17 protein-coding genes and 1 pseudogene are annotated in these 15,088 nt (G+C 65.0%); 16 read left to right on the top strand and 2 right to left on the bottom strand.

Going from position 1 to position 15,088, the window contains the following annotated elements:
• Window positions 1–57: 57 nt before the first annotated feature.
• Complete coding sequence (locus H7I87_RS09935; RefSeq protein WP_264002656.1) at window positions 58–348, bottom strand: hypothetical protein; 291 nt, start codon at window positions 346–348, stop codon at window positions 58–60.
• Between the two features lie 75 nt (window positions 349–423).
• The gene (locus tag H7I87_RS09930) at window positions 424–1,062 is read right to left on the bottom strand and encodes a trypsin-like serine protease (protein WP_083071756.1); all 639 of its coding nucleotides are present in this window, start codon (window positions 1,060–1,062) and stop codon (window positions 424–426) included.
• Between the two features lie 616 nt (window positions 1,063–1,678).
• Here H7I87_RS09930 and H7I87_RS09925 point away from each other — a divergent pair.
• From H7I87_RS09925 to H7I87_RS09850, 16 genes and pseudogenes are all read left to right on the top strand, one after another.
• Entirely contained in the window at window positions 1,679–1,891 is a 213-nt protein-coding gene (locus H7I87_RS09925) for a DUF4926 domain-containing protein (protein WP_083071754.1), read from the top strand.
• A gap of 625 nt (window positions 1,892–2,516) precedes the next feature.
• Window positions 2,517–2,888, top strand: coding sequence for a hypothetical protein (locus H7I87_RS09920; RefSeq protein ID WP_083071752.1), 372 nt, complete (start codon window positions 2,517–2,519; stop codon window positions 2,886–2,888).
• 40 nt (window positions 2,889–2,928) lie between these two features.
• Window positions 2,929–3,228 (top strand): hypothetical protein, encoded by a 300-nt coding sequence (locus H7I87_RS09915; protein ID WP_084047064.1) that lies wholly within the window; start codon window positions 2,929–2,931, stop codon window positions 3,226–3,228.
• A 76-nt stretch (window positions 3,229–3,304) separates the two neighbouring features.
• Window positions 3,305–3,888 (top strand): annotated as a pseudogene (locus tag H7I87_RS09910) (IS607 family transposase).
• Window positions 3,885–5,537, top strand: a complete 1,653-nt coding sequence (gene tnpB, locus H7I87_RS09905) for an IS607 family element RNA-guided endonuclease TnpB (protein ID WP_083071751.1) — start codon at window positions 3,885–3,887, stop codon at window positions 5,535–5,537. Before H7I87_RS09910 ends, tnpB begins: the two are co-directional and overlap by 4 nt.
• Complete coding sequence (locus H7I87_RS09900; RefSeq protein WP_139800215.1) at window positions 5,534–5,800, top strand: hypothetical protein; 267 nt, start codon at window positions 5,534–5,536, stop codon at window positions 5,798–5,800. The genes tnpB and H7I87_RS09900 overlap by 4 nt, the downstream gene beginning before the upstream one ends.
• A 206-nt stretch (window positions 5,801–6,006) precedes the next feature.
• Window positions 6,007–6,603 (top strand): helix-turn-helix domain-containing protein, encoded by a 597-nt coding sequence (locus H7I87_RS09895; protein ID WP_083071750.1) that lies wholly within the window; start codon window positions 6,007–6,009, stop codon window positions 6,601–6,603.
• On the top strand, window positions 6,600–7,058 hold the full coding sequence (locus tag H7I87_RS09890; RefSeq protein WP_083071749.1) for a hypothetical protein: 459 nt from the start codon (window positions 6,600–6,602) through the stop codon (window positions 7,056–7,058). Before H7I87_RS09895 ends, H7I87_RS09890 begins: the two co-directional genes overlap by 4 nt.
• A gap of 292 nt (window positions 7,059–7,350) precedes the next feature.
• On the top strand, window positions 7,351–7,656 hold the full coding sequence (locus tag H7I87_RS09885) for a hypothetical protein (RefSeq protein WP_139800214.1): 306 nt from the start codon (window positions 7,351–7,353) through the stop codon (window positions 7,654–7,656).
• Between the two features lie 731 nt (window positions 7,657–8,387).
• Window positions 8,388–9,335, top strand: coding sequence for a DUF4878 domain-containing protein (locus H7I87_RS09880; RefSeq protein ID WP_167380310.1), 948 nt, complete (start codon window positions 8,388–8,390; stop codon window positions 9,333–9,335).
• Window positions 9,336–9,391: 56 nt separating this feature from the next.
• Window positions 9,392–10,399 (top strand): AAA family ATPase, encoded by a 1,008-nt coding sequence (locus H7I87_RS09875; RefSeq protein ID WP_083071747.1) that lies wholly within the window; start codon window positions 9,392–9,394, stop codon window positions 10,397–10,399.
• Window positions 10,400–10,403: 4 nt separating this feature from the next.
• Complete coding sequence (locus tag H7I87_RS09870) at window positions 10,404–11,276, top strand: DUF58 domain-containing protein (protein WP_083071746.1); 873 nt, start codon at window positions 10,404–10,406, stop codon at window positions 11,274–11,276.
• Entirely contained in the window at window positions 11,266–11,739 is a 474-nt protein-coding gene (locus H7I87_RS09865) for a hypothetical protein (protein ID WP_139800213.1), read from the top strand. Before H7I87_RS09870 ends, H7I87_RS09865 begins: the two co-directional genes overlap by 11 nt.
• Window positions 11,730–12,821 carry a hypothetical protein gene (locus H7I87_RS09860; protein ID WP_083071744.1) on the top strand — a complete coding sequence of 364 codons (1,092 nt, stop codon included), beginning with the start codon at window positions 11,730–11,732 and terminating at the stop codon, window positions 12,819–12,821. The genes H7I87_RS09865 and H7I87_RS09860 overlap by 10 nt, the downstream gene beginning before the upstream one ends.
• Window positions 12,818–13,879: a vWA domain-containing protein gene (locus H7I87_RS09855; RefSeq protein ID WP_083071743.1), complete on the top strand. Its 1,062-nt coding sequence runs from the start codon at window positions 12,818–12,820 to the stop codon at window positions 13,877–13,879. The genes H7I87_RS09860 and H7I87_RS09855 overlap by 4 nt, the downstream gene beginning before the upstream one ends.
• Window positions 13,876–14,835, top strand: coding sequence for a hypothetical protein (locus H7I87_RS09850; RefSeq protein WP_264002654.1), 960 nt, complete (start codon window positions 13,876–13,878; stop codon window positions 14,833–14,835). Before H7I87_RS09855 ends, H7I87_RS09850 begins: the two co-directional genes overlap by 4 nt.
• Window positions 14,836–15,088 lie beyond the last annotated feature (253 nt).

Raw genomic sequence — 15,088 nt, 5'->3', positions numbered from 1 at the left:
ACCACCGATACGCAGTCTGCGGATGCACACCATTCGCACGCGCCCACTCCGCCAACTTCACCCACTCACTAAAACACACATTCGATCACGTTTACTCACGAATCGCCGAACAGTTCGCAACCCCAGCGCCAACGCATTTGCCAGGAAGAACACGACAATGGCGGCCGCGACAGGATCAGACAGATGGTCGCGCTGGGCGCCGACGACTACGGCGGCCAGGACGATGCCGCCGGCTGCGAAGGCATACTGCTGGCGTCCGGTTCCTGCAGACCGTGGTTCCCGGGTAACGAGGATGTAGAACAGGATTACTTCAACGACGGCCAGTATCAGAACGATTCCAAGGCGCATCGGCGTGGATCCTCCCCCTGTTGAGTGCGGTGCCCTTTTTGCGGCATCGCATGTGGCGCTACGTTTTTTGTTCGGTTAGTCGATGGTCAGATTCCAGCGCTGCAGCCAGGGGCCGATCAGTTCGGCGACGGTGAGTCCGTCATCGGTCGACCTGATTGTGATGCCGACCGCCACCGCTGTGCCGTCATCCTTTAGCCCGAACACTGGGCCGCCGGAATCACCGGGCGCAATGGCTGCTGCGAACTTGACCTTCGTTGGGGATGCGTCGATGACACGACCGCAGCTGCGCCCGGTGACAGCCCCGATTTTGCACAGCGTCTGCCCGGGCACCACATAGGGCAGTGCGCCAGTAACGGGTATGGTTCCGGCGATATCTGCGTGCAGGGGAATGTCTTTCGATAGGCGCACTACTCCAATGTCGGTGTCCTTGTCGTCGTTGCCGGCATACTCGGTCACTACGAACCCACCGACGGGGACTTGCCGGCCGCCCGAACCTGCGCGCATTGTCACGTCGCCGCCGCGGTCGCAATGGCCCGCGTCGAGCAGCACAGCTGTACCGCGGCGGTTGCGGGCAACGAATCCGGCGGTACACACTGCGCTTGAGGCGTCGTCGGCGTCCCACATCCGCAGGGTCGATCCCGGCGTTAGCGCGGGCGTGCTGGCGGCGGCGGCGCTGACGGAGGTTGACAACAGCGACACCAAGAACGCGGCCATGGCCCCCGCCACGCGCAGTATGGATCGAAGCTGGCTTGATACTCGGTCTGATTTCGCCGCTCGCGCGCAGCGGGCCGCTGGCATCATTGCGGGGGTTCGATCGTCAGCCCGGCCTCGTTGAGAGCGGACATAACGAAGTGGACGAGCCTGTTTCCGCTGAAGTGGCTGACTGGTCCGGTCACGGCGAGGAATGGGACACCGCCCAGGCTTGACGCGGTGATCGGTCCGGCGCTCACCGGCGGGGTCAGGACTGGCCCCCCGACCTCTTCCTCATCGTCCGGTGCAGGTGCATTCATACGGGCTAGTTTATGTTCGCGGTATGGCCCACAACGGCTGCGCCATCACCGACTGGCCAACTTTTTACCCGAGAATCGCGGCGCCGCGTGCGGCCGGCGCACCGAGAAATGCTACGGCGACGCCGTCGCAGGCGGAACCACAGCAGCGATCGGCCCGGTCAGGATCATCGGCGTGCCGAAGCAGCCCACACAACTGTCCTAGGGGCAAAACAGGTGGCGGGCCGGATGGATGGAGACACTGCACGTCCGGCTGGGCGGGCCGAAGCACCTAACGGGTACTACGCTCAGGCCCAGACATCCCGGGCGGCCGAAGACGAAAGATGAAGCCCCAAGAACTCGATGTAGTCCAGCTGCTGCGCCCCCTGCCGGAGCACAACCTTCCGGCCGGTGCGACAGGAACGGTCGTCATCGACTACACGACCTATTCGGATCGAGACCTTCCCCCCGCGTATGAAGTGGAGTTTGTAAACTCCGACGGCACCACCCAAGCGCTGGTCACCATCTCCGAAGATGACATCGAAGTCGTGCGCTAACACTGAGATTCCACACGGCGGCGCCCTTCGCCTTCTGGCCGACTCATCCGTGGCCGACCATCGCTAACCGGCGTCAACGAGTGTGCCGACGAACCTCCCCCAAGCGCCAGTCGACTTGGCGCGATTCAGAACACCAGCACTTATAGCCATTTATTCGGTTGTATAGGAATGTCATATAACCCGCTAGAAGTCGCTATAGATGGAGTGCCGATGGGTCCTCTGCGGAACCCGTATTCGCCCGGCGTGGGCCGACCGCCGGCCGCGCTCGTCGGACGCGATAGCCAGTTCGAGCAGTGGGCGGTTGCTCTTGATCGCCGGGAGCGAAACTGGATCGCCGCCCAGGTTGACGCCGGTGCCGGGAAGCCTCTGCGCGAAGCGCTCGGAGAGGCGCTGCATGCACCCCCTGGCCGACCTGGCGCGACCCCTGAGCTTCAAAGCGTCCTACGACACCAGTGGCACCTGGAATTTCGGCGTCGATCTCACCGAGACCACAGGCGGCGGAGTGCGCCCCCGTCGCGTCCGCGGAATAGGAATAGACTGGTGAACGACCGAAAGTCCATGACCTGAAGCCGCGCACGCCGAGGGCCCATGGCAACCGTTCTCGTCGAATGCGGAGTAAGCAGCGATGACTATCACTCAAGGCGAGGTCAACTCGTCATCCCAGATCACCCATGCCGTCAAGGCGTTGTTCAGCGCACTCGGGCCACCACGCGCCCGGTTGGCCTGGTCGGATAGCGACGTCGTCGGATGCCATCCGGTGTTCGGTCTGGCTGAACACTACCGAGGCCATGACCGCGGGGATGCGGGCTACACCGAGAACCGGTACCGCGGCGATCACATGTCAATCCCGTGCTACACCGAGGACGGCGACGTATTCGTCCTGGATATCAGCTTCCACAAGGGCGAGACCTTCATCGAGCGGGTCGTCTTCCCCGAGGGGCCGTCCGTGGTCCATACGGCGCTCTACACCTTGCTGGATTCCTGCGAAACGCGGTGAGCCCCCGAACAGCCTCTGCCGCAAGGTATTCGCACGCCGGATGCTCGAGCGCAGGGCAGGGTTTCACCATCGCGATGACTTCAGGTCGCTGACGCTCGGCGCAGGCGTACCGCAACTCGGCCCGCCGGGCTGGCGCATTCAGCGCACCATCGCAACCAGCCGTGCGCCATGCGCCGGCCAGCCGGCGGCCGACGGTGTCGCCGACATCAAGACCGGTCTGGCTACGCTTGAGCAGCTTCGGAGCGCGGCGGAGGCCGCGAAAATCATCGTCGAACCGAGGACGCGCCGATCGACGAGCGCAAGGCGCGTGCCGGATCGGGCTTCCCTGGCAGCGCAGTAAGTTGCCAGGAATGGGGTTGTGAACTGTTGCGTGTTGAGTGTAGTTGAGTGTGCGTAAGTGTGTTTGGCTTGGTGGTGTGAATCTGGCGGATTGGGCCGAATCGGTTGGGGTGAACCGGCATACGGCTTATCGCTGGTTTCGGGAGGGAACTTTGCCGGTGCCCGCAGCGCGTGGGTCGGTTGATTCTGGTGCAGCACGACACCGGCCGGTGAAGGCGCGGCGGGTGGCGTGGTGATCTATGCCCGGGTGTCGAGCCATGATCAGCGCGCCGATTTGGATCGGCAGGTGGCCCGGTTGACGGCGTGGGCGAGCGAGCGGGATCTGGCGGTGAAGCAGGTCGTGGTGGAGGTCGGGTCGGGTCTGACTGGCAAACGCCGCAAGTTGCGCCGGATCCTGTCGGACCCGGATGCGAAGGTCGTTGTTGTGAAGCATCGCGACCGGTTGGCACGCTTCGGGGTGGAGCATCTGGAGGCTGCGTTGTCTGCGCAGGGGCGGCGGATCGTGGTGGCCGATTCCGGCGAGACGACCGATGATTTGGTGCGCGACGTGATCGAGGTGCTGACGTCGATGTGTGCTCGGCTGTATGGGCGGCGCGGGGCGCGAAATCGGGCGATGCGCGCGCTGACGGCCACCAAACGTGGACCGGGCGAGGCGGCATGATCGTCGGGATGCCCACCCGGGCGCAGGCCGCGAAGGTGGCCGCGGCCACCGGCGGTGTGCATCTGGCTGGTAAGCCGAAACCCGATGGCACACCGGCATTGTCGCGGTATGTGGATGTGGGGGCGGATTTTGAGGCGCACCGGGCGGCGGTGGAGTCGGTGTCGGTGCTGTTCGACCTGTATGACGGCGACGGGCAGGGCTACGCCCAGACGGGTTCACTCGGTGCGCCGCTACCCACCGGGTGGACGGTGACAGCAGCGAAGTTTGAGGTCGAATGGCCCGCCGAGGCGGCGCGGGCGGGGTTGGTGCGCTCGCATTTCGGTGCGCGGCGCAAAGCGTTCAACTGGGGCCTGGCCCAAGTGAAGGCCGACCTGGACGCCAAAGCTCTTGATTCGGGCCATGAGTCGGTGGGCTGGGATCTGGGTTCGCTGCGCAAAGCGTGGAACCAAGCTAAGGACGAAGTGGCGCCGTGGTGGGCCGAGAACTCTAAGGAGGCCTACTCGTCGGGGCTGGCGGATCTGGCCCGGGCGCTGGATAACTGGTCGGCCAGCCGCAACGGCACACGGCGAGGTCGCCGTGTGGGTTTTCCGCGGTTCAAATCCGCGCGCCGCGATCCCGGCCGGGTGCGGTTTACCACCGGAACGATGCGCGTGGAAGATGACCGCCGCACCATCACCGTGCCGGTGATCGGGCCGCTGCGATCCAAGGAGAACACCCGCCGGGTGCAGCGCCACCTCGCCGGCGGGCGGGCCCGCATTCTGAACATGACGCTCTCGCAGCGGTGGGGCCGGTTGTTCGTCTCGGTCAGCTACGCGCTGCGAACACCGGCCACCGCCGGAATCCCGGTCCACCCCACGGTGCGCGCCGGGGTGGATCTGGGGGTGCGTCGGCTGGCCACGGTCGCGACGATCGACACCACTACTGGCATCGAAACACTGACTGAGTATCCGAATCCGGCCCCGCTGAAAGCCACGCTGGCGGCGCGGCGGCGCGCCGGACGTCAACTTTCCCGCCGCATCCCCGAATCGCGCGGACATCGGGCAGCGAAAGCCAAGCTGGCCCGGCTGGATCGCCGATGCGTGCACCTGCGGCGGCAAGCCGCCCATCAGCTCACCACCGAGCTGGCGGGCAGCTATGGCCACCTCGTGATCGAAGACCTCGACGTGGCCGCCATGAAACGCAGCATGGGCCGGCGCGCCTACCGGCGGGCCGTCTGCGATGCGGCGATGGGTTTGGTCGGGCCGATGTTGGCCTACAAGACCGCCCGCCATGGCGCGGCGCTCACCGTGGCCGATCGCTGGTTCCCATCCAGCCAGATCCACCACGGCTGCACCACACCAGACGGCACGCCGTGCCGGCTGATCGGCAAAGGACGCATCGACAAACTGCTGGTGTGCCCGCACACCAGCGAAGTGGTCGACCGCGATCGCAACGCCGCGCGCAATCTCCGTGACTGGCCGGATTACGCCAGTTGTGGTCCAGTCGGGACCACGGCCCCATCGGTACCCGGGCCAACCACATCGGTTGGTACAGACCATGGCGCGGACTCCGGAGCATCCGGTGCCCGCGGAGCATCCGTAAGACCCCGCCCACGCGGGGCCGGACGCGGCGAGGCCAAAAACCAAACCCCGCAAGGGGGCGCCGCATGAGCGTGCAACTCAAACACACTCAACGGCAACGGTACATCAGCCACATTGTCAGCAGCAGCAAACTGCGGCTATGGATGCGCGGCGATCTCGACACACAATCAGTGCCCGCCGGTCCACTCACCGCGCACAGGCAGTACCGAATCATCGCCCATGATCGACGCTATGTTGCCCTGACGAACGGCATCCGGCTCGAGGGGGTCGTAGACCGTGACGAGCTCGTTGTCGCAGCACAAATGGAGCGAAGGGTCGGCGGAGCGTCGTAGCCGTTACGTCGCGCCGGTAGTGGCGCGCAAGAGCCGCTTGACGGCGCGACAAAACCGGACCGCCTATTTTGCCATCGCGGCCGATGCTAACCCCGCTTGACCAGTGCTCTTCTTGGTGCTGCCACCGACGAGACGACGACACACACACCGTTTCGGAAGAAACCACATGATTGACACTTCCCTTTTATGGGTGTTATATTCCGTTTATGCGTAGTGAAGCCCCTTCGTTGATGCCGATCTTCCGGTCTCGCCATCAGGCCGAGTTCCTCGCCCAGTTGCTCACCCACCCCGGCGAGGAATACTCCCTGTCGGAGCTGTCCCGCGCCATTGGTGTACCGCTGACCACGTTGCATCGTGAAGCGGAGCGGCTGGCCGCCGCCGGGTTGATCCGGGAGCGCAAGTTGGGGAAGAACCGGATGGTGTCGGCGAACACCGACAACCCAGCTGCTGCCCCGCTTACCCAGCTGCTCAGCCTGACCTTCGGCCCCGTCGCGGTGATCGGCGAAGAGTTCGGCGGCATCAACGGCGTCGAGGCCATTGTGATCTTCGGATCCTGGGCGGCCCGTTATGCGGGCGAACCGGGCCTGCCTCCCAATGACATCGACGTGCTCGTCATTGGCGAAGCCGGCCAGTTCGATGTGTTCAGCGCTGCCGACCGCGCCCAGCAGCGCCTCGGCGTCGAGGTCAACCCGCAGCAGTGCAGCGCCGAACGGTGGGCCAACCCGGGCGACGATCCCCTCATCGGGGAGATCCGGCGACGGCCTCACACCGTCGCGTTTCAGCGTGACGGGGCACACGCATGACCGGGTGGGCGACCGGGCGTCGTGAGATTGCCGACCTGCTCGACCGCGGTCATCTCGACAAGATCACCGGGGAAGCGGCTAACGGCGACTACCTGCTCGCCCAGGCACGCCAGCGGCTTGACAGCGCCCACACGGTCTTGTCCATCGACCCTGTCGGCGCGTTCGAACTCGCCTACGACTGTGTGCGCACCACCGCCGCCGCGCTGCTGACCCAGCAGGGACTGCGCGGGAAGAGCGCTGGTGGCCACGCCGCGATCTGTTTGGCCGTGCGCGCCCAGTTCGGTGAACGGTTCGACTTCTTCAATGTAATGCGCCGGGTCCGCAACAAGCTCGAGTACCCGCGCGACCCGGATGACCTTCTCATCTCCGAAGCTGAGGTGCAGCAGGCGATCGCCTACGCCGAGGAAACACTGGACGCCGCAGGGCAATTGCTACCCCTTCTCGAGATCTGGTAGGTGCGCTGCCGCGGCACGGCCAGGCCGCCGGCGTCAAAGCCGGCCCCCGATCCGGCCTCGCGCCCTGCCTTGGCCGCCGCCCGCGCCAGCCCCTCTGTGTTCACCGGCGTTGCCGCGGAGTGTGTTGTGCCGACCATAGGCCAGCTCGTGGTCGCAAACAGGCCGGGCGGCGCTGCGGTGGCGGCTGTCGCTGAAATTCCCGCCGGTACCAGCGCTATTGGACACCAAGAAAGTACGCAACAGTGCCACAGAGATACGCTCCTACGGGAAACCGTCCCGTAAACTCAAGTTTATGGCGCACGCGAAGCAGCCCACGCCGGAGCAAATTCCGGTGCTTGAGGACCTCCATGAGGCTTCCCTGCTACGTAACTTGGCCTACAGCTTGTACCTTTCGACGTTCACGCGTGCGCTAGATGCCGGGGCCGGGCCGAGTCTCATCGCCCGTTACGCCAAGATCACCCCACAAGCCGCCAACAGCACCCGGAACCGGCTTGAAGCTGTACCTCCGGACGATGACGCACCAGATACTGTCGACGAAGTCCTGCGCCGCCTGAAAGAAAGTCCGCCGCCCGCCCGGCCACGGCGCCGCCGCCGCTGACGACCCCCGGTGTCGTAACACTAGCCCAACACCTGTGACCGAGATGCTGGTGGCGCCCACGACTCGTGCCAGGCTACGGACATCGATGGGCTGAATGGTGCTGCAGGTTGGCCCATAGCTTGGGGTTGCGCAGTTGGTATCTCGCTACGGATCAACCAGCCGCGCTTGCGCAATCTAGGCGGCATCGACCTGCGGCGATAGGGTTAGGTCCGTTCTCGCTACAGCTCCGCTACACATAAGTGTTGCTACTGCTACGGTTTGTGTGGTTGAATCTGTTGCACTGGGGCCATGAATGAGCGGCTCCCAGGTAGCCGCAGATACGGCAAGATTAGCGGAGACAGGCCGCTGCCGACGGGTTACCGAAGCGAAGGTCCTCGATTGCCTGAAAGAGGTTGGTTGTGACTGATTGGTCAGGTCGCGGTGGCAGTGGATACGGCGGCGGATACGGCGGCCCTAACCCGGTCGGTCCGGCCGGGCAAGCCGGTCCGGTCGATCCGAACGAAACGACGCAAGTCGCGCCCCCCGGCGGGCAGCGACCGCGCCAGCAGCCTTCCCCGACCCCTCGGCCGTGGTCGGGGACCCCGGGCCCTCAGCCGTGGCAACCCACCCCCCAGGGGCCCGGCCCACGCCCCGCGCACGCTGTGAGTGCAGGATTCGGTGCTGCGCCGCCGGCGTACGGGCCCGCGGGCCCGGGACCGTTCGGACCGCCTCCGCGGCGCAACCGCAAGCCCTTGTTCGTCACGTTGGGAGCCGGGGCGGCGGTGCTGATCGTCGTCAGCATCGTCTTGGTGATCACCTTGGCAGGCGGCAACGGACCCGGCGGCGGAGGCTCGGCCGCCGACACTGTCAAAGGCTATTTGGAGGCATTGGCCCGCGGCGACGCCGAAGCCGCGCTGTCCTACAGCGATGATCAGCCGGCCTCAAAAGACTTCTTAACCAACGACATCCTCAAAAAGCAGATCGAGAAGTGGCCGATCACCAATATCCGCATCCTCAGCGACGATTCGGGCGGGTCGTCGTTGGGAATGGGTCAGGTGCATGTCGCGGCGAACTTCGGCGACAAGGTCTCCGATGCCAACTTGAGGGTCAAACGCACCAACAAGCGATGGTTTTTGGAATCGGCGGCGATCAAGTTGCAGCCCACCCCGGGCAGTGCGTCCAACGCCTCCGATAAGACCTTGACGGTGTTTGGCAAGCCAGTCGGCGACAACACCACCTACGTATTCCCCGGCTATGTTGACGTCGGCAGCAACGACCCTTATCTCGGGGTGAAAGCCAAACCACTGCTGCTGGATTCACTGACCTCATACACGCCGTGGCTGCAGGCCGAATACTCCCTCAACGACGCCGGCAGCAAGGCAGTCACCGACGCTGTGGCTTCCGCGTTCGCGGCGTGCCAAAAATCGAATCTGCTCAAGCCGCCAGACCCGTGTCCACTCGAGGGACTCGATCCGGTGGATTACGTTGAGGGAACCGCGCGTTGGGGTCAGGCCGATCTGAGCCAGGTCAAGTCCCAAGGATTCGACCAATACCACCTCAGCGTCATGTTCTTCGGTCAGGCCACCATACCGGTGACCGTGCAATCGAAGTCCGGCGGCACACGCGAAGGCACCGTAACCCGGTTCCTCAACGGGACCGCCGACATCTCCAAAGTTCCCCCGGCGCTGAACTTCAGATAGCCCAGCCCAAACTCTCCAACTACTGAATTCCCCTGACACGCTTGAAGAAGGTGCCAATGACTACAACACGCGTGCAACAACCCGGTGAAGATCAAATGCAAGGCGCGCAACGCGCCCTTGCCGCGCTGTCCCAGGCGTTCGCCGCCAAGGTGGTCGGCCAGGACAATCTGCGTGAAACGCTGCTGATCGGCTTGCTGGCCGGCGGCCACATCTTGTTGGAAAGCGTTCCCGGACTTGCGAAAACCACCGCCGCCCGGGTGCTGGCCGAATCCGTCGACGGCAAGTTTCAACGCATCCAGTGCACCCCAGACTTGTTGCCCAGCGACATCATCGGCACTCAGATCTACGACTCGGCGACGAGTTCGTTTGTGACCCAACTGGGCCCGGTGCACACCAACATCTGTCTGCTCGACGAGATCAACAGAAGTAGCGCGAAAACCCAGAGCGCGATGCTCGAAGCGATGGAGGAACGCCAAACCACCGTCGCCGGCAGAATTCATCCAATCCCCGAACCGTTTCTGGTGATCGCCACCCAAAACCCCGTCGACCAGGAAGGCACCTATCCGCTCTCGGAAGCTCAGAGCGACCGGTTCATGCTCAAAGAGATCGTGCGCTACCCCTCCCCCCAGGAGGAGGTCGAGGTGATGTCTCGCATCGACGCCGGCGTCTACAACAAGCACAACCCCGCACGCCGCGTCGTCAATCTCGACAACATCCGCTGGCTCCAACAGGTGGTCGCAGCCGTGCACATGGATCAGGGGCTCATGGCCTACGCCAGCCAGCTCGTCGCGGCCACCCGGCCACAGCAATACAACATGCTGCCGCCGCATTTGGCGCGGGTCGTCGAATACGGAGCAAGCCCACGGGCCACGATCGCGTTCTGCAAGGCCGCCCGCGCCTACGCGGTGCTGCGCGGACGCAACTACGTCATTCCCGACGACATCGCCAACGTCGCCCACCGGGTGTTGCGGCACCGGCTCATCCTCGGATTCGAAGCGGCCGCCGCCAACATCACCCCGGAGACCGTCATCGACGCCGTGTTACAGGCCGTCCGCATCCCCTGACGGCATGGCCAAGTACCTCAACAGCGCGAAACTCTACTTCGGCACCCACACCAGCGGGCTGCTCGAGGGAGGCCGCTACGCGCTGCTACACACCCGCACCCTCGAATTCGACGACCTGCGCCCTTATGTGGCCGGCGACGACGTCCGCGACATCGACTGGAAAGCCTCGGCGCGCTCCGGCTCGGTTCTGATTAAGCGGTTCGTCTCCGAAAAACACCACAAGATCCTCTTGATCGCCGACGCCGGCCGCAACATGAACGCGCTAGCGCCCAGTGGGGAATACAAGCGCGATATCGCCACCCACATCATGGGCGCGATCGGGCTGATCACACTGGGGCGCTCCGACGAAATCGGGCTCGTGTACGGCGATTCCCGCGGATCAGCCAACACCCGCAACCGCCGCGGCGAAACCCATATCGAATCGCTGCTCGACCGCTTCTACACCCACACGCTGCACCAGCCAGGCTCCAGCGACATCGTCACCCAATTGCAGTATGTCGCAACCGGTTACCGGCGGCGGATGCTGATCGTCGTCGTCTCCGACGAACCCGACACCGACGACCGGCTCGCCGATGCGCTCCAGCAGCTTTCCGGCCGCCACGACCTGATGTGGGCCATGGTCTGCGACATGCCCGCCGTCGGCTCTTCTGAGACAGAGCTCGACGGATACGACATCAGCACAGGGGCATTCGTGCTCAACGGCGCCACCCTGGGGCCACGGGTCATCGCCGCCTACCGCCGCGCCGAACAAGCCCGCCTGGCAGCACTGGACACGTTCATGACCGAACGATCCATCCGCTACACCCGCATCGGCGCCAGCACGCAAATCCGCACGCAACTGGTCGGGTTAACCGAGGACTTCAGCCATGCCAACTGACTTGCTGCGCTACATTTCCGGCCCCACCCCGTACCCGATGTTGGGGGCGCTGATCGCCGCAGCGCTCATTACCGCGCTGATCGGTTGGTACGCAGGTGTTTACGTGTGGACCTTGTCGCCGACAACACTGCGGAAAATCCGGGGACTATCGATACTGCATCGCAGACTGCTGGCCCGCCGGTTCGCCCGATCTGTCACTGCGACCACGAGCCGCTACCGCGCTGGCTCGATCACACCGGCGCAGGCCTGCACCGCCTACAGCCGCACCTTGCGCAGCTTCTTGCACGTCGCGACCGGCCAGCGGGCCCAGTACATGCACACCGAGGACCTTGCCGGCGGGGCGCTGGCGCCGGCGGCGCCGCTGATCGCCGCGCTCAACGATGCCCGCTTCACCCCGACAGCCCATGTCGACGTCGAGCGCTTCGACCTGGCCGTCAAGGAGATGATCCGGTCGTGGACCTGAAATGGTGGCCGATCGCGGCCTGCGGTGTCGTAGCGCTGATAGCAGCGATCGCTGTCGCGTTGCTGGCACCTCTGCCGGCTGTTCGCCGGGTGCTTCGGCCGCTGGCACATGTCACCCGGCTGACCAACCTGCCTGAGTACGCCCGAGTGGCGCGCGCCCGGTTCTTGGCGCTGCTGGTGACCGCGGTGCTGTTGGCGGTGCTGTTCGCCTCAGCGGTCATCACCGCTTCCCGGCCTGTTGGGTTCTCCTCGGCCACACGCAATTTCGAGTCGCTGCACCCCGAGGACATCATGATTTGTGTCGGCGAACCGGTGACCGATGCCGCCACCGCGGGGCTGCTGGACTACTTCGCGCAACGGATGAAAGCGTTCGACACCCAGCGCATCGGGTTGACCTCGCCGACACTGCGGGTGGTGCCGTTAACGCGCGACTATGAGTGGGCCGCCCAGCAATTCACCAACTACGCCAACCTGTCGGCGCTGCAACGTGACATCGACGCCGGAAAGAAGCTGCCACCCGGCGACGTCGCCCAGTTGAGTAACGGCATCACCAGCTTTTCGCGGCAGATCAACTACACCGACTACGTGCGCTCGGTCGAGGACATCCTGGCGCTGTGCATGACCGGCTTTCCCGGTTTCGAGGACAAGAGCAGCCACCGCCGCTCCGTGATCTATATCGGCTACAGCAGCATTCGCTCGGATACCGATCGGCGGCGGTCGCTGTTTTCCACCCAGACGGTCAAAGACATGGCAGCCCATGCGGGCATCCAGATCAACGCGATCACCCGCAGCGACGTCGTCACCGCACCCACCCAGAGCTCGGATTCGCTGTCGTCGATCGTGGCAACAACCGGCGGACGGTTCAGCCGCTACAACCCCGCCGGCACCGGAGCCGGGCCCGGCAGCACCGATGCAACCCTGACCGGGCTGCTCGATCGCATCCGCCAACACCCACCCGACGTCGTACTGCCTAACGGAACGATGATCACTCGCCGCTCCTGGGACTACCCGAACCTCCCGGTGAGCATCTCCCTGATCGCTGCCGCACTGTTGTGCGCCGCCCTGGCGGTGCTGCGCCGATGACATTCGAACCTGTTCTGCCCGTATGGCTGCTGATCACGATCGGGGTCGTGCTGATCGGCATCCGCATGATCGCCCTCTACCGAGTCCTGGTGCGCACCGGGCCCGGCCGCTACCGGCCCGTCGTGCTGCGCTGGGGCGGTCTGACACTGGCGGTACTGATGTTGGTCGTGGCCGCAGCCCGGCCAGGGCTGGAAGCCGCCGACACCCACCAGGGCACCCAGCCGCCCAGCACCGCGGCAGCTTCGGCGGCCAATCTCAATGTCTTCATCGTCGTCGACCGCTCCGTCGACTCCCGGGTCGAGGACTTCGCCGACCACAAATCGCGGATGGCCGGCATCCGCGACGACGTTCTCGCCCTGATCGACCAATACCCGCGCGCCCGCTTCTCGGTGATCGAATTTTCGTCCAAAGCCGCGCAGCTGTGGCCACTTTCGGCTGACGTGTGGAGCCTCAAACCGCTGATCCAGGGCCTGTCGTCGTACACCGAGGTTGCCGAAGACGCGATGTACCGTGTTGATGCCGGCGCCGCCAACGACATCTTGCACCAGAAACTGACTCAGGCCCGCAACCAGTACCAGGGCTCCAAAAACGTGCTGTTCTATCTGGGTTCGGGAGCGGGCGGATCGCGTGCTCCCCAAACTGGTTTCACGCTCGGTGACTTGGTGGCCGGTGGTGCGGTCCTGGGCTACGGCACCCCGGCCGGCGGGCCGATCCCGCGCGGCTACATCGGCGGCAACCTGGCCTATATGGCCGACCAGCAAAGCGGCGCCCCCTTGGTCAATGGGCTGGGCGAAGACACCCTCAAAACGCTCGCCGGGCAACTCGGTGTCACCTACTACCATCGCGACACAGGCCAATCCATCTCCGCGGTGGTGCCCGCGGTGACCGCGGCTCCCGCCCCGGATGCCAATCCCGTTGTGGCGTCTCGCACCGTGGAACGCACCGAACTGTATTGGCTTTTCAGCACTCTCGCGGCCGTGCTGGTGCTCATCGAGATCTACTTGACCATACGCGACTACCGCCGCACCCGAATGGCACGTCAGGACGTGAGGCCATGATGCTACGAGCTGATCCGCGACCATGGGCCCGGCGCACACTGTCGCGCGCCCGTAGCTGGTGGCGCCGCGGCCCCACTCGGGCGCGGCTGCGCCGGCGCCTGATGGTGTACTCGGTGCCCGCCGCGCTGCTGCTGCTCGCGGCGACCGCCAAAATGATTTCGGTGATGCTGGTGGGCGGCAGCGCCGTCGACGACTTCGCCCGCCACGACACCGAAGCGCTGAGCGCCGACATCAACGCCCTATCGGTGCTGAATGTCATTGAGCCGCAGAAGGTTAGCTTCGACCAAGCAGACCTAGCCGTCCTGGAGGGGCGCATCGAGGACGCCGAACACACCTTCAGCTCCGTGCTGGCAGGCACGCCGGCCGCCGAGTCCTGCCCTGTGCGGGTAAACCTCGAGCTGATCCGCGAAACCCTAGGCGATCTAGCTGCGCGAGCCGGCGACAAAACGCTGGCGCGGCAGCGTTACACCAGCGCCCTCGACGTCGTCAATAACGCGCCAGCGCACTGCTTCCAGGCCAACAACGATCCCAATCCCGATCGGGGCCGCATCCGCAACGCCACACCCGAACGGCTCAACGACAAGCTCAAATCCCTGGACCGGCCGCCGGCCCCGCCACCACCGCCGCCCTCAACGGTCCCGCCAGCAGACACGTCCGCGCCGCTGACGCCCACGACCGCGCCTCCCGAGCCCCCACCTGGCGGCCCGCCAACACCAGAGGCACCCACCCCGCCGCCACCACCACCGTCTGCGGGCGGACAAACACCCGTGTTCGGGCCCGGCACCGGTGCCGGATCCGGCGGCCCGGGCACACTCAACGACGTCGACCCGGACCGACTTCCCAGCCAAGGCGGAGGAGGAAACCCCGGGCACGCCCTCGGCGGTGGCGGAAACCCCCTCGACAAACTCCAGGACACGCTGGCCAACGCCGACGCCACCGGCGCAAGCCGCGAATAACGGCGAGTCGGCCGCCGAAAAGATGTGCGTTCGGGCCCGGCCTAGACCGCTTAAGTTAGATGCATGAATGATGAGCAAGAAGCAGCGGAGCCGACCAGCAGCCCACTGTTCACCATCGCCGACGTCGCTAAATCCTGTGGCCTACCACAGCCGGCGATCGCCCAACTGGTTTCGCGCACATGGACTCCCCGCGGGTGGATGTACACCGCGGACCAAATCGCTGAAGCCATCATCGTCGCCGAAGCAATACGAC

The sequence above is a fragment of the Mycobacterium timonense genome (genome assembly GCF_025821985.1).
In the GTDB taxonomy this organism is placed as follows: domain Bacteria; phylum Actinomycetota; class Actinomycetes; order Mycobacteriales; family Mycobacteriaceae; genus Mycobacterium; species Mycobacterium avium.
This window is presented reverse-complemented; position numbering and strand designations above follow the sequence as displayed.